At 54.6% G+C, this 25,067-nt stretch carries 22 protein-coding genes; 4 read left to right on the top strand and 18 right to left on the bottom strand.

Translation table 11 applies throughout. The annotated features are described in order from the left end of the window. Positions 1–115: 115 nt before the first annotated feature. The 5 genes from AC07OG_RS04025 to AC07OG_RS04005 all read right to left on the bottom strand — a co-directional run bounded on the left by AC07OG_RS04025 (position 116) and on the right by AC07OG_RS04005 (position 8,645). Positions 116–553 (bottom strand): hypothetical protein, encoded by a 438-nt coding sequence (locus AC07OG_RS04025; RefSeq protein WP_060544046.1) that lies wholly within the window; start codon positions 551–553, stop codon positions 116–118. Between the two features lie 274 nt (positions 554–827). Beyond that, positions 828–3,881 carry a beta strand repeat-containing protein gene (locus AC07OG_RS04020; RefSeq protein ID WP_495066280.1) on the bottom strand — a complete coding sequence of 1,018 codons (3,054 nt, stop codon included), beginning with the start codon at positions 3,879–3,881 and terminating at the stop codon, positions 828–830. Between the two features lie 82 nt (positions 3,882–3,963). After that, on the bottom strand, positions 3,964–6,123 hold the full coding sequence (locus AC07OG_RS04015; protein ID WP_495066279.1) for a calcium-binding protein: 2,160 nt from the start codon (positions 6,121–6,123) through the stop codon (positions 3,964–3,966). Positions 6,124–6,925: 802 nt separating this feature from the next. After that, entirely contained in the window at positions 6,926–7,324 is a 399-nt protein-coding gene (locus AC07OG_RS04010) for a hypothetical protein (RefSeq protein ID WP_495066278.1), read from the bottom strand. Positions 7,325–7,619: 295 nt separating this feature from the next. Then, positions 7,620–8,645, bottom strand: a complete 1,026-nt coding sequence (locus tag AC07OG_RS04005; RefSeq protein WP_495066277.1) for a phospholipase D family protein — start codon at positions 8,643–8,645, stop codon at positions 7,620–7,622. Positions 8,646–9,282: 637 nt separating this feature from the next. Between AC07OG_RS04005 and AC07OG_RS04000 the strand changes: the two genes are divergently transcribed. Then, complete coding sequence (locus AC07OG_RS04000; protein WP_495066276.1) at positions 9,283–10,299, top strand: beta family protein; 1,017 nt, start codon at positions 9,283–9,285, stop codon at positions 10,297–10,299. On the opposite strand, the gene AC07OG_RS03995 is transcribed toward AC07OG_RS04000, so the two are convergent. After that, the gene (locus AC07OG_RS03995; RefSeq protein ID WP_495066275.1) at positions 10,296–10,874 is read right to left on the bottom strand and encodes a sce7726 family protein; all 579 of its coding nucleotides are present in this window, start codon (positions 10,872–10,874) and stop codon (positions 10,296–10,298) included. The genes AC07OG_RS04000 and AC07OG_RS03995 overlap by 4 nt on opposite strands. Positions 10,875–11,187: 313 nt before the next feature. On the opposite strand from AC07OG_RS03995, the gene AC07OG_RS03990 reads away from it, so the two are divergent. From AC07OG_RS03990 to AC07OG_RS03980, 3 genes are all read left to right on the top strand, one after another. Continuing rightward, the gene (locus AC07OG_RS03990; protein WP_495066274.1) at positions 11,188–12,153 is read left to right on the top strand and encodes an ImmA/IrrE family metallo-endopeptidase; all 966 of its coding nucleotides are present in this window, start codon (positions 11,188–11,190) and stop codon (positions 12,151–12,153) included. Beyond that, complete coding sequence (locus AC07OG_RS03985) at positions 12,140–12,766, top strand: hypothetical protein (RefSeq protein WP_495066273.1); 627 nt, start codon at positions 12,140–12,142, stop codon at positions 12,764–12,766. The genes AC07OG_RS03990 and AC07OG_RS03985 overlap by 14 nt, the downstream gene beginning before the upstream one ends. A gap of 608 nt (positions 12,767–13,374) precedes the next feature. Further along, complete coding sequence (locus AC07OG_RS03980; RefSeq protein ID WP_495066272.1) at positions 13,375–14,157, top strand: hypothetical protein; 783 nt, start codon at positions 13,375–13,377, stop codon at positions 14,155–14,157. 75 nt (positions 14,158–14,232) lie between these two features. Here AC07OG_RS03980 and AC07OG_RS03975 read toward each other — a convergent pair whose 3' ends face one another. The 12 genes from AC07OG_RS03975 to AC07OG_RS03920 form a co-directional block, all read right to left on the bottom strand. Further along, the gene (locus tag AC07OG_RS03975) at positions 14,233–16,218 is read right to left on the bottom strand and encodes a hypothetical protein (protein ID WP_495066271.1); all 1,986 of its coding nucleotides are present in this window, start codon (positions 16,216–16,218) and stop codon (positions 14,233–14,235) included. A gap of 1,381 nt (positions 16,219–17,599) precedes the next feature. Further along, entirely contained in the window at positions 17,600–17,962 is a 363-nt protein-coding gene (locus AC07OG_RS03970; protein ID WP_495066270.1) for a hypothetical protein, read from the bottom strand. After that, positions 17,959–18,825: a hypothetical protein gene (locus AC07OG_RS03965; protein WP_495066269.1), complete on the bottom strand. Its 867-nt coding sequence runs from the start codon at positions 18,823–18,825 to the stop codon at positions 17,959–17,961. Before AC07OG_RS03965 ends, AC07OG_RS03970 begins: the two co-directional genes overlap by 4 nt. 253 nt (positions 18,826–19,078) lie before the next feature. Further along, complete coding sequence (locus AC07OG_RS03960; protein WP_495066268.1) at positions 19,079–20,884, bottom strand: DUF927 domain-containing protein; 1,806 nt, start codon at positions 20,882–20,884, stop codon at positions 19,079–19,081. Continuing rightward, complete coding sequence (locus tag AC07OG_RS03955; RefSeq protein ID WP_495066267.1) at positions 20,871–21,833, bottom strand: toprim domain-containing protein; 963 nt, start codon at positions 21,831–21,833, stop codon at positions 20,871–20,873. The genes AC07OG_RS03960 and AC07OG_RS03955 overlap by 14 nt, the downstream gene beginning before the upstream one ends. A 3-nt stretch (positions 21,834–21,836) precedes the next feature. Then, positions 21,837–22,145 (bottom strand): hypothetical protein, encoded by a 309-nt coding sequence (locus AC07OG_RS03950; RefSeq protein ID WP_495066266.1) that lies wholly within the window; start codon positions 22,143–22,145, stop codon positions 21,837–21,839. Further along, a complete protein-coding gene (locus tag AC07OG_RS03945) occupies positions 22,142–22,384 on the bottom strand; it encodes a hypothetical protein (protein ID WP_495066265.1) in 243 nt (80 codons plus the stop codon). Before AC07OG_RS03945 ends, AC07OG_RS03950 begins: the two co-directional genes overlap by 4 nt. Then, positions 22,384–22,584 (bottom strand): hypothetical protein, encoded by a 201-nt coding sequence (locus AC07OG_RS03940; RefSeq protein WP_495066264.1) that lies wholly within the window; start codon positions 22,582–22,584, stop codon positions 22,384–22,386. The genes AC07OG_RS03945 and AC07OG_RS03940 overlap by 1 nt, the downstream gene beginning before the upstream one ends. Before the next feature lie 302 nt (positions 22,585–22,886). Next, on the bottom strand, positions 22,887–23,360 hold the full coding sequence (locus AC07OG_RS03935) for a Rha family transcriptional regulator (RefSeq protein ID WP_495066263.1): 474 nt from the start codon (positions 23,358–23,360) through the stop codon (positions 22,887–22,889). Beyond that, the gene (locus AC07OG_RS03930; protein WP_495066262.1) at positions 23,357–23,650 is read right to left on the bottom strand and encodes a helix-turn-helix domain-containing protein; all 294 of its coding nucleotides are present in this window, start codon (positions 23,648–23,650) and stop codon (positions 23,357–23,359) included. Before AC07OG_RS03930 ends, AC07OG_RS03935 begins: the two co-directional genes overlap by 4 nt. Continuing rightward, entirely contained in the window at positions 23,651–23,875 is a 225-nt protein-coding gene (locus AC07OG_RS03925) for a helix-turn-helix transcriptional regulator (RefSeq protein WP_495066261.1), read from the bottom strand. A gap of 160 nt (positions 23,876–24,035) precedes the next feature. Further along, on the bottom strand, positions 24,036–25,046 hold the full coding sequence (locus tag AC07OG_RS03920) for a hypothetical protein (RefSeq protein WP_495066260.1): 1,011 nt from the start codon (positions 25,044–25,046) through the stop codon (positions 24,036–24,038). Between the last annotated feature and the right edge of the window lie 21 nt (positions 25,047–25,067).

The following is a 25,067-nucleotide window of genomic DNA, read 5'->3' as shown; positions in this document are numbered from 1 at the left end:
CAAGTCCACAAGCAACCATTTCTCAATGGCTGCTTGCGGATTGCAATGCGCTAGGATTTTCGGTTTGCCAAAGCGCAATTGAGTTTTTGCTGAACAATCACCTGGGGGAAGGGAGTTAGCGGATGCTGCGGATGTTGCCTTTATTGCCTTTTACCGTGACGGATACTTTCTTGAAGATGAAGTAGTTTTCTTCGTTCACTTCATACCGAGGTGCGACGATCAGGTCGGCCCCGGAAGATTTTACAGCTTTGTAGGCAGCAGCGGATTTAACTGCGCTGACCGGGTCCAGGCCAAGGCCGCTTAATCCACCGCTCTGACCGCCGTAGCTGACGCCATCGGCAAACTGGGAGTCGCCACCAAACTTCAGGAAGCCGAACAGCACGTTGACCGAAGACTGGCCGGAGATGGCATCACCGACGGCGATGTCTGCTTTCAGGTCTGCCTTGACCGTGCTGTCGATCGGCGAAGAAGGTTGGCTGTTGTTGTAGCTGACGCAACCGCTGGCGGTGGCAATGATTGTCGATAGGGCGAGGAACTTTACAAGCGTGTTCAAAAAGCTGCTTCCTTACGTTGAAAACTGAGTACATGCAGGCAGATTTGCTGCTGCGCTAGTTTCAACTGGATAGGCTTATGCGCTCTATGAGAGTCATCCTAAAACGGTGTATGAGCAGTTGGTACAACTTGAGTGAAAAGGCGCTGACAGAGGTAGGAGTTTTCGGCGGGGAAGGCTTTTTGCTAAATCCCGGGCATAAAAAACCCTGAATCTTGCGATTCAGGGTTTTCAGCATCTTGTGTCAGGGACGGAGTCGTCCCTGCGCCACTCTCAGTCAGGCAATCAGGTCGGTAGTTTGCAAGGTGCTCACCCCCACCAATTGAATCTCGAACTCGGCGGCGGTGTCGGCGTCTGTGCTGCCGTAGAGAATGCCCCCGGCAAATCGCAGCTGCGCTGTGGCATTGCTGCTGAACGCGCTGGAACCGATGAAACTGAAGGCATCGTTGGCCGTTGTTGCCAGGTTGGCGTCCAGGGTCGAGAGGTCGATCTTGTCGCCTTCTACGGTCTTGAAGTCGCCAATGACATCGCGCAGAGCGCCAAGGCCCATTTCACTCAAGGCATTGAAGTCGAACTTGTCGGCTCCGGCACCACCATAAAGCTTGTCCAGGCCCGCGCCTCCGATCAGCAGGTCGTTGCCAGCACCACCCGTCAACGTGTCGTTGCCGGCACCGCCGTTGAGGGTGTTGGCAAGCGCATTGCCAGTGAGCTTGTCGTGGTAGTTGCTGCCGGTGATGTTTTCGAAGTTCAGCAAGGTGTCAGAGCCTGAACCACCGGTGGCTTGTGCGGTGGTCAGCGCCAGGTTGGCCGTCACTGCCGCTGTGGCATAGGCATAGGACAAGGTATCTACACCGGCGCCGCCGTTGAGGATGTTGTTGCCGGCCCCGGCATCGATGACGTTGTTGAGGCTGTTACCGGTGCCGTTGGCAACGCCGGTCGACAGCAGGCGCAGGTTTTCTACGTTGCTGCCAAGGGTGTAGGCGCCGAGGGAGCTATAGACGGTATCGACGCCGCCGGTGCTGGTGACAGCATTGGTCTCGCTGACGACATCGCCGGCATTGTCGACGTAGTAGAGGTCATAGCCATCGCCGCCGATCAGGCTGTCGGCACCGCCAGCGCCGTTGAGCTGGTCGTTGCCCAGGCCACCGGTGAGGGTGTTGGCGCCGGCATTGCCGGTCAGCTTGTCGTTGTAGTTGCTGCCCTTGAGGTTTTCGAAGTTCAGCAGGGTGTCTGAGCCAGAACCACCGGTGGCTTGCGCGGTGGTCAGGCTCAGGCTGGCCGTTACTGCCGAAGTAGCATAGGCGTAGGACGCTGTATCGATACCGGTGGCACCGTTGAGGACGTTGTTGCCGGCCCCGGCTTCGATGACGTTGTTGAGGCTGTTACCTGTGCCGTTGGCAGCGCCGGCCGACATCAATCGCAGGTTCTCGACATTGGTGCCCAGGGTGTAAGCCCCGAGGTAGCTATAGACGGTATCGGTACCGCCGGTGCTGGCGACAGCATTGGTTTCACTGACGACATCGCCTGCGTTGTCGACATAATAGGTGTCGTAACCGTCGCCGCCGTTCATGCGGTCGGCACCGGCAGCCCCGTTGAGCTGATCGTTGCCCAGGCCGCCGTTGAGGGTGTTGGCGGCCGCGTTGCCAGTCAGTCTGTCGTTATAATTGCTGCCGGTGAGGTTTTCGAAGTTCAACAGGGTGTCGGTACCGGAACCACCGGTGGCTTGCGCCGTGGTCAGTCCCAGGTTGGCCGTCACTGCCGCCGTGGCATAGGCATAGGACGCTGTGTCAGTACCGGCGCCACCATTGAGAATATTGTTACCAGCCCCTGAATCGATGACGTTATTGAGGCTGTTCCCGGTGCCGTTGGCAGCGCCGGCCGCAAGCAGGCGCAGGTTCTCGACATTGGTGCCCAGGGTGTAAGTAGTGAGGTAAGTATAGACGCTGTCGGTACCACCGGTGCTGACGACAGCATTGGTTTCGCTGACGATGTCGCCGACATTGTCGACGTAGTAGATGTCTGAGCCATCGCCACCGGTCATCTGATCGACACCACTGCCGCCTTCGAGGGTGTCGTTGCCGGCACCGCCATTGAGGGTGTCGTTTTCTGCGCCGCCGATAAGGATATTGGCCAGGGCATTACCCGTTAGTGTGTCGGACTCATCAGTACCGATGATGCCCTCGATAGACACGAAAGTATCGTAGCCTTGGTTCGAATTATATTGCGAACCGGTGTTGGACAGATCGACAGTTACACCGTAGTTGGAATAGGCATACGAAACAAAATCGGTGCCCGCCGCGCCATTGAATGTATTGCTTGAAGAGTTGCCGACAAAGGTGTTGTCCAGAGCGTTACCTGTGCCGTTGATACTGCTGTTGCCGATCAGAACCAGGTTCTCGAGGTTGGCACCGAGTGTATAGCTGATATTTGACTGAACGACGTCGGTGCCCTGGTTGGCAAGCTCAACAAGTGTATCCAGCGCATCGACGATATAGGTGTCATCTCCCAAGCCGCCCACGAGCCTGTCAGTGCCCGCTGCGCCGTAGAGTACGTCATTTCCTGCAAGGCCATTGATGACGTCATTGCCCGATGAACCATAGAGCGAGTCATTCCCGGCAGTGCCTTGCATGTTGTCATTGCCGGACGTGCCGCTGACGATGCTGAACTTGTAGTAACCCGCCACGCCCGTATTACCAGGAGTGGTTTCCAGGTCAAGAATGGAGGACTGATTGCCCGATTGCGGCAGCTCATACCAGGAGGAGCCGTCGCCAGTCGAGTAACCGGCGCGGGCAACGGTTCCCCCCAGGCCTGCGGTGCCACCACTGGCGCTACCGGTCGTCCAGTTGATGGTTTCATATCGGAAGATGACATCGAAGTTGCCGTTGCCTTTCCCCACCAGCTGGAGTTGAAAGGCATTGAGTTTATCGATCTTGCTGCTGTAGTAACCCACGTCATCCCAAGTAACGGTCAGCGTGCCGTTGCCTGTGGTGTTGAAATCGTAATAGACCAGATTGCTGCCCGACGATGTGCCGCCAGGCGTAGCGCCGACTGCTCCACCACGGGTGTCGACGTCGGCAAAAAAGGGCGCAATCATTGCAATGCTGGAATCTTGCATGCCGTAGGGGGTATAGGTGGAAAGACCGCCGCCAAAGGTAATGTTTCCGTTGTTATTGACGGAAATGTTGGTGTAGTTGGTGCCGAAGAAATTGACTCCGGCAGCCCCGAATACAGACGTGATATCAATGCCGGAAGTGTAGCTGTCATCGTTTCGAGTCAGCTGGTTCTCTCCGAACCCGGCTGCACCACCTAGACCGTTTATCAAGCTAGCCATATCTACACCCCTGTCGTTTATTTATTGCTTTTTAGTCAGTTTGTTTTCGGGACAACCGTGAAACATGAGTATCTCTGGCCGATCAGGCAATCAGGTCGGTGACTTTCAGTGTGCTCACTCCCAGCACCTGAATTTCGAACTCGGCGGCGGTGTCGGCGTCGGTGCTGCCGTAGAGAATGCCCCCTGCAAATCGCAGCTGCCCTGTGGCATTGCTGCTGAACGCGCTGGAGCCGATGAAACTGAAGGCATCGTTGGCTGCCGTCGCCAGGTTGGCATCCAGGGTCGACAGGTCGATCTTGTCGCCTTCGATGGTCTTGAAGTCGCCAATGACATCGCGCAGCGCGCCAAGGCCCATTTCGTTCAAGACGTTGAAGTCGAATTTGTCGGCCCCGGCGCCACCATAAAGTTTGTCCAGCCCCGTGCCGCCAATCAGCAGGTCGTTGCCGGCACCGCCGGTGAGGATGTCGTTGCCGGCCCCCCCGGTGAGGGTGTTGGCAAGCGCATTGCCGGTGAGCTTGTCGTGATAGCTGCTGCCCGTGAGGTTTTCGAAGTTCAGCAAGGTGTCAGAACCGGAACCGCCGGTAGCTTGTGCTGTGGTCAGGGCCAGGTTGGCCGTCACTGCCGCCGTGGCATAGGCATAGGACAAAGTATCAATGCCGGCGCCGCCGTTGAGGATGTTGTTGCCGGCCCCGGCATCGATGACGTTGTTGAGGCTGTTACCGGTGCCGTTGGCAACGCCGGTCGACAGCAGGCGCAGGTTTTCTACGTTGCTGCCAAGGGTGTAGGCGCCGAGGGAGCTATAGACGGTATCGACGCCGCCGGTGCTGGTGACAGCATTGGTCTCGCTGACGACATCGCCGGCATTGTCGACGTAGTAGCGGTCGGAGCCATCGCCGCCGATCAGGCGGTCGGCACCGGCGGCACCATTGAGCGAGTCGTTGCCGAGACCGCCGTTCAAATGATCATTGGCGCGGCCGCCTGTCAGCGTGTCATTGCCCGCTCCGCCGTCGATGATCACGCTGCCGGCGCTGGTCCAGGTCAGGGTGTTGGCCAATGCATCGCCCGTCAGGGTTGAAACCTTGTTACCGTTCGCGTCAAAGCGCTGGGTATAAATATCAACTTGCCCGGGCACCCCATAGGACTCCCAGGCAATCACATAGCCGCCGTCGGCCAATGCAGTGACCTGGGAAAAGATTTGTTTGCCGGCAGTGATGGTGTTGATGCCGGTTTCGGTACCCACCTTGACGCCGCTGGCATTGAAGCGCTGGGCGAATATGCCATTTACATCACCGGTGCCTTGGCCTGCCCAGGTCACCAGATAACCGCCATCTGTCATGGCGGTGACGTTAGGCTCTTCCTGATAGCCTGCGGTGGTGGTGTTCACTCGGGTTTCGGCACCCACTTTTACGCCTGCGGCATTGAAAAGCTGTGCGTAGACGTCGCCAGGGGCATCGGTTTCGTCATTTCCATCGCCATCGTCGGGAGCCGATTGCCAGGTAACGACGTAGTTACCGTTACTCAGAACCTTGATAATGGGGTCTGACTGTTCGTCGGCAACCCTGGTGTTTATGCGGACTTCGCCGCCCGACTTGCTGCCGTCAGCCTTGAACCGCTGCCCGAAGATGCCGTAGGTATCGTCTCTTCCGTTACCTTCCCAAACCACCATAAAGCCGCCATCGGCAAGGCCGGTGACGGTAGCGCCATCCTGGTCGGACTGGGTGGTGGTAGAGACACGAGTCTCCACCCCAACCTTTGTCCCGCTGGCGTTATAGCGCTGCAGGTAACCGCCCCAACCGCTGCCGTCCTGGCCGAACGAAGCCCAGGACACCACAAAGCCGCCGTCCTTGAGTGCGGTGATCTGCGCGCTGTCCTGGATGCCGTTTCGGGTTGTGTTGACGATTGACTCGCTGCCAACCTTGACGCCATTGGCGTTGTAGATCTGGACGGCGATGTCCGACATATCGTCGAAGTTATCCGATTGCCATGCGACCACGTAGCCGCCATTGGCCAATGCGGTAATGGTGGGATCTTCCTGTGCGCTATTGGTAACACGGTTGACGAGGGCTGGCCCGCCTACCTTTACGCCGCTGGCGTTATAGCGCTGGGTGTAGATGTAATCGGTGGTGTTTGTTCCCTGATCGGCCCACGCCACGATATACCCACCATCTGTCAGTGCCGTGAGGGAGGGTTCGGAATGATAGCCAGTCGTAAGGTTGACGCGGATTTGGCCGAGCGTTGGCATTGCAAATTCCTTTTGCGCAAAGAGAAGACGGAAGTGCTTGGCAGTCTACAGCGCTAAACGATGGCGTCAAACTGCCATCAGTCGGGCGATCAGAGCAGTTGCTTCAGGCTGTTTTTCGGGGTGAGGCTCGTGAAGCCACCTTTACAGCATGAAGTCCGCAGTCGACAGATTATTGGTGCCGACGATCTGGATGGCGAACTCGGCGGCGCTGTCCGCATCGGTATTGCCATACAACTCTCCCCCTGCGACCTTCAACTGCCCGGCCGCACAGATAGTGGCACTTATTGTAGGTAGCCCTTTGCCACTGCGCTTGCCCGGTCGTCGTTTCGTGTGGGATGTGTGCCGGAGAGTGGGCAATGTTTCAGAAGCGAGCGTTGAAGGCTCTTGGGGGAGGGGTAGTGCGGGAGTAGTCTGGCGACCATTAAATCGCAGGCAATAAAAAACCCCAAGGACACATTGTTCCTTGGGGTTTCTCGGTATTTTGGTGCCAGAGACGGAATAGAACCGCTGCCTGTAGGCCGTGTGAATAAAGGGCTCTTGTGGTTTGGGCGATTTGCTTGCCCCCTAATCTGCCCCCAAAATGAATTATGCCACCGCTTGACGTAGATAGACGGCACGTCGGGGGTGTCGTTTCTTAAAACGACACCCTGTAAAAGTAAGCGCTCACATACGTTGGTTCTGAGCGATCATTTGCATCTGTATTAACCAATGCGCACCGACGAAGTGGAAGGCAGCCACCGGCCAAAAGCAAATCTGTAAGACTCACCCAATGAATACGGCGTCAAGAAGTCTCAGTGAAGGATCAGACGCAGATTTCGCGCAAAGGAACTCTTCCCTTTAGCTCAAGCCAATACGCCCCCTTGACCAGTACGATATCTCCACCCTTGAAGACTTCATTTCTATTAAAAGTTTGAACGGAGCGTGGTATCGCACCGGTGTCCACCGCCTGGCACATGATCAGATAACAAGCGGCGCCCGCTTGAACCAACTTCACATGACGCAAGCGTTCATCAGCACCGAGGTCATGAGCTGGCGGGTTTTCATCAGAAATCCAGATGAATCGTTTCTCGTCAATTTTCTGAGTACCATCCTGCCAGACACGCATAAAAACAGTTCCGTCTAACGCTCTGACACTTCCCCACGACCAGCGCACGTTGTTAAGTGGAGCACCAAGCTTTTCGAACATTTCGGCTTGACTCATTTTTAGCATCCTTACAATTCACAATCAGAGTGCACAACAGCCTTTCGTGCGTCCTAACATTTATAAAAACTCAAAATATCTGGATCGCCCATAATTTTTAGACACTGCGAAGCCTCCCAATGGGTACTTGCTGCCTCTCTTCAGGGGCAGCAATCGGCCAAAAAGCGGACAATCATATGGAGTCGGAAACGGAGAGTTCATCGATTCGGACGGAGCCGGCTTGTCGCGCGAATAGGTTGATTTGATTAGCTGCTCGACCTCGCTTCCTAGTCAGCGAGAGCTGTAGCACACCTTTCTACAAACTGGCTTGCTGCATCTCTTCCCAATCCAGAAAATCGTCCAGTAGAACGCATCGTGCTGTACTTGGATCTTCCTCCGTAAACAGATCTTTCACCCATGGCTTGATTCGCTTCGCCAATAGCGTGGTATCGATCTTGGTAAAGGTAAAGCCGGATACTTCCTCAAGTTTGCCTACCATGACAACTGAGGAGATCTCACCAGATGCGCTTTTAAAAGGCCTATCGAGCTGCGGTATGCGTACGCAGGCACCTGTGATGGTGACACGCTTGGTGGGGCCGTAATACACCGAGATAATTGGCTTACCAATTGGCAGTGGCTCCTCGGCATCGTCCGGCCAGTCCTCGTAGAAGTCCACTTTGCTGTTGCGCACCTCTGGTACGCCGTCTCGCCGCGCCTGCTTGATTGCCTCGGCCGCCGCTTCTTCGGCTTCGTCACTGGCCGTTAACTGGTGGATTTCAACATGAATGTCACGGTTTCTAAGCTCTCCTGCATCAAGCGCCTCTGAAAAGCTCTTCGCTAGCTTGGGACGGCTGGAGCGATTTCGAGCCCATTGGATTTCCGCAGCTGCCAAGCGCTGCTCTGTAATCGCGTTACCACGAGCCCACAGGCCGTCAAACCATTCCTGGGCATGGGTAATTTGCGCATGGTCTTCAATCAGTACGCCAGCTTCTTGCCAGCCTGCGCATTCCGCCCCCTCTAGACCGAGCCCGTTAACAGAGCAGTTTGCTGACCCTACTATGGCGGCGGTCTCGCTGACTGCCACCTTGGCATGTAGCTCATCAGCTATCCGTAGCTCAAGCCCTGGCAGCCGGGTGGAGATATCTACGAGCCTACGAATGACGGCAGGATTGGTTCCACCGTTGCCAAGATTGAACAAAATCCTCAAGGACTCGCCGGTCCAAGCGGTTTCAATCACTTTGTCAGCTCCGCGCCCCCAGAAAGCGACCGCGAGAGAGACGCGCGTACCGCCCTCGATCAGGCGATGAAACTGAGTCAGATAATTTTTTGTAGATAAGAACATGGAGATTCCCGCCGTAAGAGTGGAGTGGCAGCTTAACCCGAGCGTGAGCGGGAGGATCAACCACCCTACCTATCGCAATTGTCCACACATCCAATGTGTGACTGATTTCAAAAAACGGGGGAACGGGGGAACAGTGGGAACAACCAATGTTTCCGGGGCCTTTGGCGGGGGAACCTGTACCCCAGTGTTTTTTTGGGGGAACAAAGACTTCCCGATCTACGAAGGCGTCACTTGAGTTAATTAACCGAGTGAACCGCCCTGAAAGCCACGGCCCGATTGGCTCTCAGCTGAATTGAAGGATAGCCGAGTTAACCAGCTCAAATGATTAGTTAACCGGGCTACAAGCCACGGCCCGTATGGCTTTCATCTTAGTTAGCCAGTCGAGTTAACCAGTTAACTAACTTTGACGGGGTGGCGCTAACGAATTTGCGCGAGTCTTCGCACCCGTATTCTTTGGAAATCTCCAGGGTCCCCGGCGAGTTTTTGGGGAGGGGTAGTCACCGATTTTGTGCTCTCTAGGTTGGATAGAAATCCGATACGCAGCCGATCAAAATCGATGCTTTGCCTGCAGCAATTTCAAAGTGCCATTCTTTGTGGTAGAACCGATTGAAGCCCTACGCGATCCCAAGGACGATAAATGGCACTTAGATTTCCCGGCCACCCGTACTACATTCCGATCATCAAGTGGCAGGCATGGGAGCAGCGGGCTTTGTTTCAAACTCGGGGAGACGTTAAGCCCTATGTTTGCCCATGTATCGAGGTCCGTCACTCGGATCAGCACAACGGTCTGATCGGGAATTTCCAAACGGTTTGGGGAGCTCCTGCATTAGTAGACTATGCAAATCCTGCAGGACGGCTCGTTGGCGTCCGTCTCTTAGAGCTCGAAGCGTTCCTTCAGGTCGCAAAAGCTAACCGTTTCCCAATTATTCCGGTTATCAATCCGCTCGATGTACCTCTGTTACGCCCGGCATTACTAGGTCTAGTGCAATCTTTCCCTGAGATTTACCTACGCTTACGCATCAATGGAATGGCGATCAACCATGAGCACTACACTCAGACGATGATGGCGGCACAGGCACTATCAACGCCTGGCAATCGCATTCATCTTATGATCGATTTCGGTGTTACTCCCGCTTGGGAACCCGCTGAACTCACCGTTTTTGCAGGCATGGTGGCGACGCTAAAGAATGCAGGGTTTTCCCAAATTCATGTGGCGTCAGGTGCGTTCCCTGAGAGCCTTGCAGCCGTAAAAGCAGTAGCTATCCTGCCGCGTCGAGATTGGTCTCTATGGGCAGCGTTGAATGCCCATGCTCCGGCATTGTGTCTAGGATATTCAGACTATGGAACGATATCTCCGCGCTGGACTGAAGAGACACTAACTCGCCGCGGGGGCCGTGTTGCCATTCGCTATGCAAGGAGCCTTGATTGGTTGGTATTGCGCGCTGACGGAAGTAAGTCAGAGCATTCAGTTGCTATCTCAAGTTTGATGGTGACCGTGCATGCAGCCTCCTTCAAAGGCCGAGATTACTCCTATGGGGACGAACTAATTGCAGATCGAGCGAACCCGGCGATCAAGAAGAAGAACGCTGGTCTCTTCCACTTCACTGAGGGTTGGTGTCATCACCTTGCTACAGTGATTAAGGAGCAGTATTAAGACGTGCAGGCAGAATATTGAGGTGTAGCCTCCTCGACTCGCTTGAGGAGGTAATCCCGAACATTAGTCTTAAGTTCGGGAAGCGTGAGTAGTTCTGCAATGTAAGCCTGGATGAGGTAAAGGCTCTTACTCTTCCAACCTCGGACCTTACCCATCTCGGTCAACAGGTGAAGAGCTTCTTCTCTCTTGAGTAAAGAGGCAAGAACCTCGGGCTCCTGGCGTTTATTAGGTCTTGCAGCCCGGATATGCTTAAACCCGGCCTCAGGTACCTCAGGAACGAGGATTATCCCCCACCAAGGTGGCAGCAAAGGAAGCGCATTCTTGAGATGGCATTCCGCAGTCACTAACGTGATGTGATCGAAAATGCGAGCGTAACGGGATCCTTGACCGATAAGGCGCTTCAGAGAATCGGCCTCGCTCTTGATCTCGTAGCAATGCATGTCGTAGATATGGACAAGGTCCGCGCGAGCCTCCCCACCACTAAGCTGTAGCTCCTCTAGGAACAAGCCAGGGTGGATACCCAACGAGGTATCGAGGTAGTGGGTAAGTGCTCGTTTGATCGCGGCTTCGCGCATTATCCAAATCTCGGTGGCTACCAGTGCCCTGCCGGACAGCTAGTCAGTTTAACGCATACAGCGATCGGTAGCTTGGCTCATTAGTGACACCCCAGGCTCATGCTTTTATGCTGTCTGGTATGGCAGTGAGGAGCACGCTCGTCGCCTTACTGAACTGCGCTTTGCCCATCGAAGGGCTTGCGTGTGAAAATGGTCGTAGAATCTTATGTTATGGGAGGGTGCTATGCATGAGGCAACGACTCCAATAACAGTAAAGTCCGCGTTTGAAAGTCTTAAGGCTGCTGGGTATCCGCGCCCTTACGTTGAGCGACTATTGCCCGACTGGTGGGATCACAGCCTCTTCAAGACTAGCGCCGGGGCCTTCCAGTTCGCACTGTTGCTCAAGCAGCGCTTGGGCTTGATTGTGAATTTTGCTCAAGATGGCAGCCTCTCAATCGACGCTGCTACGCCCAATGCTCGATTCAAGCGAAGAAGAGATACAGAAGAAGGGGAGCTGAACATAGCAGCCAGTCTAGGCATGGCTTTGGCTCGACTTTCAGTTTTCAGCACCAGAGCGCCATACGATCCACTTCCTTCTGACCCGAATTTTATCGGGAGTCTGGTTCGCAAGCTCTCAGGTAGAAATAGCGTAGGTTTTGAGGGGCTTCTGGCTCTTTGCTGGTCCAGGGGTATTCCGGTTTTATTTCTCAAGGACCTGCCAAAAACCTCGAAGCGGATGACCGGTATGGCCGTATCGGTTCAAGGTCGGCCCGCAATCGTTTTGGGTTTTAACAGTCCCCAGCATGCTCGGCAGCTATTCGTCCTTGCGCATGAACTCGCTCATATCGTGTGCGGCCACGTTGGTGAAAATGGTGTCATCATCGATGAGGATATTGCAGAGGTTACCGATGCTTTGGCTGGGAGTGACGCTACTAGGAAGGATGCGGAGGAGAAAGAGGCTGACTCTTTCGCTCTCACACTGTTGAGGAATGGGCATGCAAATGTGCTTAAAGCTGTCGGGAGAACGGACTCAGCAGCAGTGCTAGCCTCGAATGCCGTCTTGGCTGGAGAGCAGCTTGGAGTCGATCCTGGCCACCTAATTCTTTCTTACGCTAGAGAAAACGACGATTGGGCTCGAGCAAATCAAGCCTTGGGTTATATCGCAGAATCTCAGGGGGCGATTGAGCTGCTTCATCAGTGGTTCATACAAAACGTAGATCTCGGGGCTCTAAGTGACGAAAATAGGGAGCACGTGCTTGCGATCCAAGGCTTCGGGTCAATCACACGTGTACCTACTTGATAGCGACGCTGCTAAGTCCCTGTGCCAATACTTGCTTCTAGACGAGCTTGCACTTGGGCTTGGGTGCTCGCTCAGTGATTTTGCGGTGCTTCCTCAGCTCCGTTTTCAGCTTAAGCTTAACAAACCCGATGCTGCCCTAAAGAAACTGGGGTCACCAGACGCGGTTGAGACGGCTAAGCGACTTGTAGAGGCTGCGGCAGAGGTCCAAGTAAATACTGACTCAGCCAATACGATCCTCAAACTAAATCGTCCGGATATCGACAGCGGAGAAGCGATTTTGTTTGCGGCCGTAAGTCAGGACGAAGACGACTCCCTCATCACTGGCGATAAAAGAGCATTGATCGCCCTCTCTGAGATATCAGCAGAACCTATCGTAGATAGTCTCTGGGAAAAAATTATTACCCTTGAGGAAGCCATTTATTTGATTATGAAGCGTTCGGGTTTCGACCTGGTTTCGCAAAAGGTTCGAGCGAGGCCCGACGTAAATGTCGCCCTTAGCATAGTTTTTGGTAGAGCCAGTCCAAACAAGGTCGAAGAGGTCGTCGAAGGGCTCAACAGCTACATGAATCACCTTCAGTCGATCTCACAGGGTAAATACCTGCTTCCGTACTGACCCTCTGAATCGGCTAAATTTCCTAGAAAATCGTCAAGTTCGGGAATAGCTCACCGGTACATCAGATACGTCAACCTAGCTCCCCTCCGCCGGCATCGCCCTCATCAATAACTGCACTCACTCCGAGTGCCTGCCAGACTGCTTATTCAGTTTCCCCACTGGTAACTAGCAGTCCTGCGGTTTTGCCCCCGGCAGCTGTCAACCTTGTCAACTTACTTGACAAGGTTGACAAGGATTTCGAGCCTCTGTTCGGGGGGCAACTGACGAAGCCTCTACGCACACCGCGCTTAGCGTTTGCGGGGGCTGTACAGAAAATCGGCTATGAGTTGCACGTCACCGACAGCTCAAAATTCAGGATTTTCTTGTCAACCTGTCAACTAACTTTCAGACCCTGCCGCTAACGCGATCACGCGAGTCTTCGCACCCGTATTCTCCCGAAATCGCCAGGGTCCCCGCGTGTTTCTGGAAAGGACCGACTGTTGTTTGATGTGGCTGCGTAATTGAATTGCACTTGACCCTTCAAATGCGTTATCGCCGACCGCGGGCTACGTCCTGATCGAAGCTAGAGGTGAGGAGGTAGTTGTGCTGTGTCGATTGCCATGCGAAGCATGGCAATGCTAGCCTCCGCTTCAAGGTGCCCGGTAGGTGCCGGCCGTCCACAAAGGCGAAGCGTCAGCATTATCGTGATTGTCGAAATACCTAACCTGATCATTCAGGTGACCTTGCAGTGGACGCCAGGCGCAGCCTCTCCGGAGCTGGAAATGCAGATTACCTCTTGCGACATCAAGCAAGTCAAATACTTGGCTAAGCAGCTTGAAAGCACTAACCCCCCTCTTAAATTTGGCCAACGGCTGGATAAGGCTGCTGCCAAACTTCTGGGTGTGCGGGATTATCATGAGGCCATTCGGCTGTATGACAAGTGGCTGATACTTCACGTGCACCTCTCCGACCACGCAGATGGCGTGAGCAAATGCTCGTACTGCGACTTTAGCTTTGCCTCAGATCTAAAAGACGATCGTCAATTGCACCGTAAGCATCACGATCAGTTCCATGAAGCATGCGTGTCCCTGGACTACCTTCCTGGTAACTTTGTTCACCGCGAGCGTATGAAGAGCGATGGGCGAGAGCGCGCTACTAACGGGCAGAGCACTGAGGACAAAATAGACGGTTTACTTCTGCTGCTGCGTGGGTGGTTTGATCGCTCCCTTTTCGATGCCATCTACGGCAACTATTGGCGCAAGCACCCTACCTTTGATACCTACGTAGCGATGATACAAGATACCCTCGGAGACAGTTATTCCGATCTTATGCCGACATTGAGAGAACGGTATGGGTATCGACCAGGTGAGATTAGGCCTGACAGTAGCTACTGGTACTCAAAATCTCGTTAATCTATGGATTAAAGGCTCTGCCGCTGAGGCGGAGCCTTCTTTTGTACTGCGTGCAGCAGATCAATTTTACGAAACTCAAGTTGTAAAGAAGCTTAGTACTTTCTCTGTTACCCAAGCTTTGAGTTTTTTGTGCATCTTTAGTACATCAAGACCAAACATCCAGCTGACGAGTCCCCAGATTGCCGTCACGATCAGCACTACAGCAGGAAACGCATCAAACAGAAATTTAGGCTTAAATTCATCCGGAATTATTGTTGAAGGTAACGCCTGTAGGGTTGCAATGCTGAAGCAGAACACAACAAATAAACAGAAGAGAAGCGAGATAGTACCAGAAACATAGCCGGCGAACTTTGAAATGTTTCTCTCAAGTGCGGTATACCGTTCAGTTAGTTTCTGATTAGTTGAAAGCACAGCCTCTATTTCGTCACGCGACTGATCTTTCTGGGTTTGAAGCTCAAGTTCGGCGGCCATGTGTATATCAGAAATGAGTTTCCTAGATGCTTCTTCGCTTTTAGCTTTTATCGCCCCGACTATTTCAAATACATCATCCTCAGAAAAGTCCTCTCCAACGTCGACAGATACATCGTGTACAAGCTTCAGCAAGTCCGAGTCCCAGCGAACGACTACAAAATCTTCCTCGGAGAGCAATCCTCTCTTCTGAATTGATTCCATGCGGGTCAGGAACGAATCCCAGAACTTGTCATCCGTATATAGTAAGCTGTAGGCTGTTGCTACTATCTTATCTGTAGGAAGCTTACCTGAAATATCTGGGTTTTTAAGCCAGAACATAACTGTCATCCACTGCTCGGAAACTACAACAGGTATAGACGATCGATAGTTGGTCTTGGTGAAGTAACCATTAGCAAATTTTGCCAAGCCACTGTTTCCAGTAACAAATACTGAGTACTGCTCGCTTAACTCTTTGATAAATCGCCCTTCTCGCAAGTTATGAACTCGCGAGATGCAAATCGTGTCGTGCTCGAGATTTTTATTCTTTTTGAAGTTTTTCGCAATCGCGGCTTCTAGCTCTTTTTCATCACATTGATACCGTTCTTTTGCCGAAAATCCATATTTAATTACGATACCGAAACTTTCGATGGATCGCGATAATGTTTTAATCTCAGTATCTAGACGTGCTTCATCATAGCCCTGAGACCGTAATAGCTCCAAAGTTTTAGTATTAAATCTGTTATAGGATTTTTTGGAGATATCCGCTTTCCAGGCGGAGAGCAATCTCTCTATTTCGTCCAGTGTTCTATCAAAAATGTATACTTGAATTTTAAGCGCCATCAACAAATCAATAAACTCTTGATTTGCTTGTTTATTTTGAGCTCCGTTGAAACCTAGCAGGCCAATGACCAGAGGGGAGTCTAAGTAAACAGTCATTTTTTCAAAAGTTTTCTTGCTGTTTATTTTGTCGGCGAAAAATAAATAGTTGGCTAATAGCATGCCCTTTACGCATCTGCCAAAATGCTCTAAAAGCAACGGTTCTTTTCTGTGGATATGACTAATGAAAGATGCAATTATATGCCCTGTGTTTTTTATGCTTTGATTCATTTCGGCTTTGTTATATGCGCGTTGACTGAGGACAGCTGAAACGTTTTCCTCGATAAATCTAAATATCAACTGCTCTGCTTCAGCGAGATGCAGCTCTTTATTGAATCGATCTAGCGTGAATTGAATTAGTTCTTCCTTCAAGCTGTCGAGAGAGATGTTGATGTCTTCTTTTTTTCCTTCGTATCCGTTGGACCATTCCTTTATCTTTTCGTGTATCGGAATGAAGGCGGAGTTTTCTTTGACAAGTAGGCCTCGCCGTTTGGCCCTACTCATTAAGACTTTAATAGCTGAAAGTGGCGGGCGAAATCCAAAAAGCTCTGCTAGCTTCGTTTGAACGTCGAAAATCTCAATGATTGGTTTGCCAATTTCACATATCGTTACAGCGACAAACGGAAGAAAAAGATCTATTTCATCTTGGATTTTATCAGACTTCAATGTTTCCAAAAGGGCCAAGTTAACTAGCGGACTTCCTAGGTTTATACTGCCAGCACTATCAGCGATCAATTTTCATACCTAAAATATTATTGTTAAATAAGTGACAGATATTTTCGATCTATCTTTGCTTAGGAGTCATGCTGACGAATATACGGTCTCACATCTCCAAAAAACATTAGCTACTATCGCCATTGTTATCGATGCTGCGCCAAAACGCCATCATGTGAAAGCTTCCCCCCACGCGGCAAGAGGGATTGCTTCAGTCATTCCGTCAGATAGCTGCATAGGGGCCTACACCTTAAGCTACAGGCGCTCTTAAATCCTCACCTATGGTTGTTTTCTGAAAGTCCTTGTAGCCCTTGTTTTTCAAGGGCTCCAGAGGATTACCAGAATCTCCGGATCTAACACCCGTCTACACGAGCCGTCACCAATTTCACCCCGTATCTAACGACCTAAACGGTAATCGATCGGTCAGGCCATGCTGCTAATGGCTGTTTCGCCATCGAGGCCTGCTCATCGGCAATACGTCAACCTGGGCCATTCCCCCATCGATATGATTCGCCCGAGTCGTTGCGGTAATCTGAGCCGCAAAGCCCGCAGGGTGCGGGGTTTTCGGTGATCGACAAAACAACAACCAAACACCGGAAAAAGGTCATATATAGCGAAGCAGCGGGGCCCGAATTACCCCCTAGGCCCACCCCCTCGGGAGGACCCGTGAAATTCAGGGAAATCCACGATTCAGGTAAAGAGGGCAGCAATCAGTGAAGGAAGCTTTCCACTGTGTTGAAATCAACACAGTGTGGTGAAGTCGCCACTCTGTGGTGTGCTGGAAACTACACACGGAAGCGAGCACCTAGGTGTCGCACAGTCATTGGCTGGTCGTCGAGTGGTTGTGTAACGGCATGCTAACGCTCGGAGCGTTACTTTTTCGTTAGCTGACACTGTGGATTTTGGCAGAAGATACGCTCAAAACTGAGCGCATCACGGGGTGCAGGACTTGCACCCTGTAGAAGGGGAGCGGACACGCCATTAACGCGCTTTGCCGTTTTGAATCCTCTTATAAGATTAATTTCTGCTTTCAGCTCCAGGCCTTACACGACGCTGCCTTCAGCGGTTCCGGTGTCGTCGGGCATCTTGCTCCTGTCTTGCTCTGCAATGAGCTTTTGGAGTTTTCAAACCTCGGCTTTAACAAATTGTGGTGTCGTCTTGCAGCCCCCGCCGTTCGTGGCATGCGGGCTGGTTTGTGAATCTTTAAATCTAACGCCTGTCTACCTGCGCCGTGACTGAACTGAACCCCTGTCTAACACCATCATTGAAAAAACGCGCAGCCTGGGCACCTCGTTGAATGACTGCTGGCGGGGTTGCTTGATGCAACGGTGTGTGGCGTACGAATGAAAAAGGCCGCCAGGGTGTGAACCCAGCGGCCTACGGTCACCTCAAAGCCAAGCGGTTAATCCGGCGCTATCGCGTACTTGTCGGCCAGTTCCAAGGCCACCACGTCATCCATCACCGAACGCTCGAAAACCTCCATCTGAGCAGCCTCGACTTCCTTCTCGCTGATCTCGCGTAGCGAGGCATACACCCGCCCCGGGTAATGCGCAGTCAGCACCTGAGTCGCCCACTGCGCCTTTTGCTCGGTGGCGAGCGGACGAACAATGCTCCGTTCGCCTCCTGACTTGACCGCCTCCCAGCAGACCACCGACCAGAACACGACCTTCTTGCCTACGGTTTCAAAGCCGCGGCACACCGGTCGTTCGACGGCGCTGGCGACCCACGTGCGGTACAGACTTACTTTCTCTACGGCCGGCTTCACCCGTGTAGTACCCGCGAGTCATCGAGCAGGTCGCGGTAAATAATTGAGCGGCTACGGTCCGCCATGTGCGGAATCTTCATAGAGCGAAAGGCTTCATTGCTGCCGAGGTTCACCAGGTGGCTGCCAATGTTCACCAGTGCCTGCACCTGTTGATCCCAGTCGTCCTCCAGCTTGGCGATCTGCGACGTCCGGACCTTCTCCCGGGCAATGTCCTGTTCCTTCAGCGCACTCGCAATCTTCGCCTCAATCGCTTCAGCTTCGGCCCGCAAGGCGATCAGCAGAGGCTCGTCACGCTCCTTAGCTTGATGGGCCTGCTGGTGTTCTGTCGTCGCTTTCTGCGTTGCCTTCTCTGCGGCGGTGCTGGCGAGAAAGTCACCCGTCGCCGTAGCTCGAGCACGCGCTTGCACCGCGAGCTGTAACGCCATCTCAGCGTTCTTCCCAGCCTCTTCGTGCCTAGTTTCAATATCCTGCATGGCGCTCTGTACACGCTCGACACCGTCCCGCAGGCGACCAACTTCTGACGTGAGCTCCTGGTCGCGTTTGTTGTTGGCCACAATCTGCTTGTCAGCATCGAGCAGCGTGGACACGCGCTCGATGTCCTTGTCCAGGTACACCAGTTGCGTCTTCAGACTTGAAGCGGGGCGCTCCAGTTTGGACACCTCATTCTGTAAATGGCTTCGTTGCTGCCACTGCTCTTGAGTGCAGTCTTCAATGCGTAACGGCAGGCCATCAAGCGCCTCCCGCAACGGCTCGCTTTGCTCCTCGAGCACTTTAATTTCTCGCTTCCACTCGGCTTTCTTGCTCTCCAGCTCCTTCAGCAATTTGGCGTTGTTGGGTTTCATTGCTTGAGTGTTGTTCGTCATGGGTGGTTCTCCAAAAAATAATAAGGTGAGGTAAATCGGCGGCTGGCCATGCCTTATGTGCCGAGCACCTCCCGCCAGATCGCTGGGTAGAAGCACGGTCGTTTATAGAAAAACAGGTGTGTGTTCCCCCTGTTCCCCAACATCTCTATAAGGGGGAACGCCCCAAGGCCCCGGAAACATTGGCTGTTCCCACTGTTCCCCGCGTTCCCCACAAAACTAGGTTCCTGTGAAGTCGGCCATTGAGGTTGAGTGGTCATACATGGGCGGCCTCCAGGTCCATGGCTTCGGCGTCGACGACATACAGGCGCGCTGATCCGCCACCGGGCAGGCGATATTTTTTGGTCTTGCGACTGTCTCGGTCGGTGTCGCGCTTGGCGAAAGCACCCACGCCATCCAGCGCCTTGACCACACGGCTGAGGCCATAACCGTTGGCTGCCTCAACCAGCGCTGACTTGTTGAACAGGTACAGACGTTTACCCAGGGATACCTCCCAGTACCCGGCCCGGTTGAACACCTTGGAGTCGGGTGTGTGGTCGTCCACATCGGAGAAGCGGCTGCTGCCGTGTTTGTCGATAAAGTCGAGGATGCCAGCGAGGATCTGCCGGTCTTCGGCATTGCCGCTACCGACCCGCGCCAGCCACTCGCCATACAGCAACTGGCAGTCGGTCAGGGCACTGCCCGGTGCCCAAGGCAACAGGCCATAGGCGATGGCCATTTCCCCGGCCAGGGCAATCACAGCGAAGCGGTCGGCGACACGACCGGCTTGAGCGTTGTCCTCGACGAACTTGGCGCGCACGTTGGCGAAGTGTTCCAGCAGGCCGGGGCGGTCATCGCTGGCGAGCAACTGCTCGACGAACGCTGAACCCAAATGACCATGGTGGGCACCTACGGCCACAGTAAGCAGCCGGTGAAAGTCGGCCCCTTCCAGACCGTGCAACTCATCGAAGGCGCGGTGAGCGCGAGTGCCTGCATTCACGTCGACCATGCGCAGTTCGGCACCGGCGTGGGCGGCGTTGCCGGAAATGGCGGCGTGCTCGGAGAGGGAGCGTTCACCACTGGACAGGGTGAGCAGGCGCCAGCTCAGTTTGGCCCGCCCCTCCCGCTCGCGGGTCATGGTGCCCTTGCCTTGGCCGTTGGCCAGCGAGTACGCCATTTCCTGCACGCGCTTGGGATCGGCGCGTTTGATTTCGTCCAGTGGCAACAAGGTGTCATTGCGCCCGGCGGCTTCGATTTCCAAGCCACCCTTGGTCATGTCCCAACTGGCGGCGAACACGCCGGGGTCACCCCATACCGATGAGCCAATCAACTGCGCCAACGACTTGCCGCTGGAACTGTCGCCCACCAGGTGCACACCGCCACCGAGTACGCCAACCAGACTCAGCAGTGGCCCGGCCAGTGCACAGCCAATCGCCAGCGTCAGCACCGGATTGCCCGCGCACTTGGCGGCGACTTCGCTTTGCCAGAGCCCCAGCTCACCGCGCACGCTGAACAGGTTCTGGCCTTTGCCGCTGGCCTGATAACGCACCTTGTCACTGCCGAGGGTGCGCCCCGGCAAGACAAAGGCCCCCGACTCATGCCAGCCCGGACGGCCCGTGGTGGCGAACACTTCTTCCGGGCGTTGCTCCAGCAGGTACTCCATAAAGGCGGCGCGCTTCTTTAACGCAATGATGACGCCCATGCCGAACAACTGGCGGCGAGCATCTTCGCCGCTGCCGCCGAACACCTCCATGGGAATAATCCATTCCTTGATGCCGCTGTCGGTAAACAGGCGCAGCAAACGTCCCTCGCTGCCGTCATCGCTATTGGTCGTCCGCGCTGTCACGGTCACCGGGCTGGCGATCCATTCATCAATGATCGGGCGGTCGTCGGCGGCGTTGTCGGCATCGTCCTCATCTTGACCTGCGGCACGTTTGAACCCGTGGCGGTACACACCCGGGCGCAGCTTGCGGCCCTTCTCATTGGTCACCCATTGTTCGTACACGGCCCAGCATGGACGCTCAGGCGTAACGGTCGGCGCATCGGGCCGAAGGCTGAAGACGTTGCTATCAGGCAGGGACATGGGCGCGCTTCCAATTGGCGAGGTCGTTGAAGTCGGTGAGGTCGGCGGGGGCGTCGTCTGGCCACTCTGGGAACGCCACTTGGCCGCCTACGAGCGCGGCGGCGGCATTGGCGGCGGTGCGCCCCGGATTGCCATCGGTGAGCCGGTCGTCGTCACCGGCGATTAGGATTGGCTGTTCTAGGTAGCGGGCGCGCAGGGCGAGCGCTACGGGCTTGAGGTTGCCGCTGTTCATGGCGCAAGCCACGGCGTAACCGTGCTGATGCAACGTGGCGCCCGTGGCCCAGCCTTCGCAGATGCACAAGGGCTGGCCCGGGAGGATGACGCCCAGCGGCGAATAGCTGCCCTTGATCCGGCCCCCCGCCAGAAAGCGTTTGCTACCGTCGCGGGCAATGCGCTGCAGGTTGACCAACTCACCCGCCACATACAGCGGCACCAGCAAGGCGTCACCACTCTGGCGCAGGCCATGCGGACGGACGCCCTTGGCGATCAGATACGGGTGGGCAGGATCAGCGCGCCGCGCATCACGCCACCAACGCTGAGCTCGGATCGCGGCCTTGAGCTGGCGCTGTTGCTGCTCGGCTTCGCGTAGGCGCTTGGCCTGCTCGATGCGCTGGCGAACCTCCAGCGCTTCGCGAGGATTGATCGGCTCACGCGAGCACCAGGTGCGCGTCCCACCATCCTTCCAACTGCCAAAGGCACCCGAGGCGATGCCGTCCAGGTACAAAACATACCAGCCGTTTTCGCTGCCCTGTCTGTCGCCGGAAACGTGGAAGCGATGAATCAAACCGTCTGGCTCCGGCAGCCAATCGAGTGGGCCATAGACGGACTGGAGCGCATCACGAAAATAGACCGGTATGGCGTCGTGATGGGTGACGCTAGATGGCTTGGTGACTTTCTTCAGGCAAGCCGAGGGCGTCACCGCCGATTGGCAGTGTTGAAAGTTCGTCATCATTTAGCCCCTCAGATCAGGCTGGCAGCGAAACATCTGCTGGCTGGCTTCACCACGCACAGAGGCACGCCCGAACAACGCTTTGTTGGTGGAGTAGCAATCAGTCAACCAACGGTCATGATCCGGAGAAGACCCGACTTCTTGCTCTTTCACCCAATGCGGCAACTCCCCACGGCAGCGCATTTCGTTAAGCATCGACCACCAGTGGGAGGCGTGACTGCGCTCGACTGTAATGAGGTCAATCAGCGTGCGGCGTTGCTCAGTGTTCAGATCGACAATCGGTGTGTCAGGCAGGCAGTTGAAGGTGTTCATAGGGACGCCTCCATCACATCAAGCTGACCGCGCAGGCGCTTGGATTGCCCGTCCAGATAGTGATCCCAATCGCTGCTCAGGTACTGGCCCAAGCTGGTCAGCTTTTCGAGGTCGCGGCCCCTGTTGTGTTTCGCGTCGGCACGAATGGCCGTCATCAAGGCAGTCAGCCAGCCGATGTGATCGGTGGTGGCATCAATCAGGTCGAGCGCTTCGTCGGTGATTTGGCGGAGGTTGTTCATTACACCTCCTCAACTGACAGGGAGGTGGCGAGTGTGACGCGGTCGGTGCTGCTCAGTACGCCGAGGGTATCGGCCATCTGCACCAAGCCAAGAAGGTGGGCACGTTGCTCGGGCAAGCGGTTGACACGATAGGCGATCAGTTCGGCGCCGATGATGGCGATTGCCAGGCTGTTGCTGGACGGATTGAGGGCGTGTTTCATGGGTGGAGCTCCGTTTACTTCATCGGAGCCACTCCAGTCTGCCGCCAAGCAGAGATGGGTGGCGAGTTGCACAGGATTGGCGGACCGGGGTAAACGGAACCCGGCGCACCCGAAGGTGCTCCTGCGCAACCCGCCATAACACGAGAATGCGGGCACAAAAAAAGCGCCTGCAATCGTAATGGGGGCGCTGTTGCGCCGTTTACTGTTCGACCCGCCAAGGTCGGTCGTTGATTTTGCAGCGACGGGCAAACCATAACGCTTACGGGGATGCATGGCAAGGGAAAGGGATGGCTGCGCGGTGTTCAAGGGCGCACATCCTCCAGGCCGAGGGTGAGCTGCAGTTGTTCCCGCAAGTGCGCGACATACTGATAGGCCCCCGGCTTTTCATAGCGCCAGTGAGCCAGCCGGCGACCGCTCTGGCTTGCTTCCCGTATGCGAGCCTGCAGCGTTTGGCAGGCCATGCCATAACGTGCTTCGCGAAACGCCATGACCAGACTCGACTTCAGCTCTACAACGCGATCAGTGTTGCGAGACAGCGCCAGCAGGAGGAACGCTTGATCTTCGTTCAGCAGGGCGAAGCGTTCGGCTTTGCCGCCACCTTGCGCGCGTTTACCAACTTCGGTTTGAAACGGAAGATGGCCAAAACGACGGATCTTGTCGGCGTATTTGTCGATCAGCTCAATGCTGCTTTTGTGCTGCGTACCCAACTGCTCGGCCAGCACGCGACTATCCACACGGGGCTCGCCTTGGGATTGGGTCAGGGTAATTGCGCTCATGCTGCCACCTTCTGTGCTGGTTCACCGATCAGGGCGTACAGCGCGATATTGCTGTGGGAGCGGCCATGCTCGTCAGTGATCGTGATGCGCCGGGTGTGGAATGTGTAACCCTGGTGTTTCAGCTCCTTGATGCGCGAGGCAGGCATCAGAATATTAAGGTCGCGGCGGGCAGTCAGGGTGTCGATTGGACCACTGTTACGCATCCAGTCGAGCAGGCAGCGGCGCTGTGCCGAAAGGCTGTTTTCACGGAGGTGCAGCTTGTTCTGGTTGTCCTTTCCGGCGTCGGACATTTAGGCGGCCTCCCCACGACTTTCGGCGATGCGCTCATCACACCAGGCCAGAACCTCGGCCTCGATCCAGACGACACACTTGGGGCCGAGGCTGACTTGCTTTGGGAAGATATCGGCAGCGATGCGGCGATATATTTCCGTGCACGACAGGCCAGTGATCGATTCCACTTCCTGGCGCTTGATAAACCGCCGAGCGGGAGTAGGGGTGTTGGTAGCGTTTGCCATCGTCTGCGCCTCCTAAGGCGGTTTGGGTAGTGACGATGGAAATGTTGGCGGTTGAAGCTGATGTGGAATAGGTAACAGGTGGGAGTTAACGTGTCACAGGTGGTTAGGTTTTCTGCGGAGGGGTTTTCTGCAGGCTAGGCTGGGCAAGGGCTGTAACCTGTCACCCCTTATTATTCGCTCTTGCTATGGCCCCGCCTTTTTTTCGATCAGATCCCGTCAAAGCAGTGACGAACAACCTTACTTTTACTGCGGGGAGAACTGTCCCTCGGGCCTTAAACCATTTGATGATAATCGAGCTCCAACCAGTGGCCGGAACCATGGTTCCGTTCTGCGTAACTTCACACCAGCATTGAACAATCAAACGCCCATCAGGTGGCGAAAGCTGATTACCCTGATTCATAAATTCGGCAAGCCCCATGACTTGTTCCAACTGTTCTTCCATGCGGATGCCTTCGTCTTCCGCTTCACGCTTAGCCCTACGCACTTCGTTAAGCTCGCGGCGTTGAAGTTCGAGTTCTTCCTGAAGCAGTCGATTTTGAGTCTCTTGAATTTCAAGTTTTGTTGAAAGCTCAACAATCTTTTGCTCTGCTTTTTGGCGCGCGATTTGTTGTTCGTCAAGCTGTTCGCTAGCGCTTTTTTCACCATCACGACGCAACTGCGCTTGTTGCGTTTTTAGAATGACTGGGGAGCTGCTTGGGAGGTAGGAAGATGGTGCACAGTTCGTTGTGGCGGCCCCATGCACGGTCTGGGAGAGCGTCCAACTGTCATTTGCAGGTTGAGCGAGGCCGGTTGCAAGCTCAGTTCGGGCGGTAGCTTCATCTACGAGACGCTCGATCCATTTTCGCCATATCAGAATGTTCGCTGCCGGTATCGGTCCGAAGCTGGTTCCGATTGTTGCGGCTTGTCGGCCAGTACTAGCGGCTTCAAAGTAATCAACGAGCGCCCCGTGGGTAATTTGGATGCTCCTATCTGAACGACCTTCTGAAAAGACGCATGCATGAAAGGTCTGGATTGGTTGTTCTAGTGGAGCAAAGGTTGCGAGAGTTGCTGCGAGTTCAGAAGCGAGTAAGCGAGGGTTCAAATGATGGTTCGACGCCCAATCGGCATAGATCCCGTCGAGCTTTATACGCCCGAAAGGACCTAACTGTTCGTCCGTACCAGATCTCACCATTTGACTAGCTCATTAATTTAT

Source organism: Pseudomonas sp. GW821-FHT09H03, from assembly GCF_059415945.1.
Note: the sequence above shows the minus strand (reverse complement) of the source record. Positions and strands in the feature narration are given on the sequence as shown.

Coding starts and splice junctions, on each gene's coding strand:
- AC07OG_RS03955 (WP_495066267.1), bottom strand. CDS start 21,833: ATGACGAACTTTCAACACTGCCAATCGGCGGTGACGCCCTCGGCTTGC.
- AC07OG_RS04010 (WP_495066278.1), bottom strand. CDS start 7,324: ATGAGTCAAGCCGAAATGTTCGAAAAGCTTGGTGCTCCACTTAACAAC.
- AC07OG_RS03965 (WP_495066269.1), bottom strand. CDS start 18,825: ATGACGAACAACACTCAAGCAATGAAACCCAACAACGCCAAATTGCTG.
- AC07OG_RS04005 (WP_495066277.1), bottom strand. CDS start 8,645: ATGTTCTTATCTACAAAAAATTATCTGACTCAGTTTCATCGCCTGATC.
- AC07OG_RS03920 (WP_495066260.1), bottom strand. CDS start 25,046: ATGGTGAGATCTGGTACGGACGAACAGTTAGGTCCTTTCGGGCGTATA.
- AC07OG_RS03960 (WP_495066268.1), bottom strand. CDS start 20,884: ATGTCCCTGCCTGATAGCAACGTCTTCAGCCTTCGGCCCGATGCGCCG.
- AC07OG_RS03940 (WP_495066264.1), bottom strand. CDS start 22,584: ATGAAACACGCCCTCAATCCGTCCAGCAACAGCCTGGCAATCGCCATC.
- AC07OG_RS03925 (WP_495066261.1), bottom strand. CDS start 23,875: ATGGCAAACGCTACCAACACCCCTACTCCCGCTCGGCGGTTTATCAAG.
- AC07OG_RS03995 (WP_495066275.1), bottom strand. CDS start 10,874: ATGCGCGAAGCCGCGATCAAACGAGCACTTACCCACTACCTCGATACC.
- AC07OG_RS04000 (WP_495066276.1), top strand. CDS start 9,283: ATGGCACTTAGATTTCCCGGCCACCCGTACTACATTCCGATCATCAAG.
- AC07OG_RS03950 (WP_495066266.1), bottom strand. CDS start 22,145: ATGAACACCTTCAACTGCCTGCCTGACACACCGATTGTCGATCTGAAC.
- AC07OG_RS03930 (WP_495066262.1), bottom strand. CDS start 23,650: ATGTCCGACGCCGGAAAGGACAACCAGAACAAGCTGCACCTCCGTGAA.
- AC07OG_RS03935 (WP_495066263.1), bottom strand. CDS start 23,360: ATGAGCGCAATTACCCTGACCCAATCCCAAGGCGAGCCCCGTGTGGAT.
- AC07OG_RS03945 (WP_495066265.1), bottom strand. CDS start 22,384: ATGAACAACCTCCGCCAAATCACCGACGAAGCGCTCGACCTGATTGAT.
- AC07OG_RS04015 (WP_495066279.1), bottom strand. CDS start 6,123: ATGCCAACGCTCGGCCAAATCCGCGTCAACCTTACGACTGGCTATCAT.
- AC07OG_RS04020 (WP_495066280.1), bottom strand. CDS start 3,881: ATGGCTAGCTTGATAAACGGTCTAGGTGGTGCAGCCGGGTTCGGAGAG.
- AC07OG_RS03980 (WP_495066272.1), top strand. CDS start 13,375: ATGGCAATGCTAGCCTCCGCTTCAAGGTGCCCGGTAGGTGCCGGCCGT.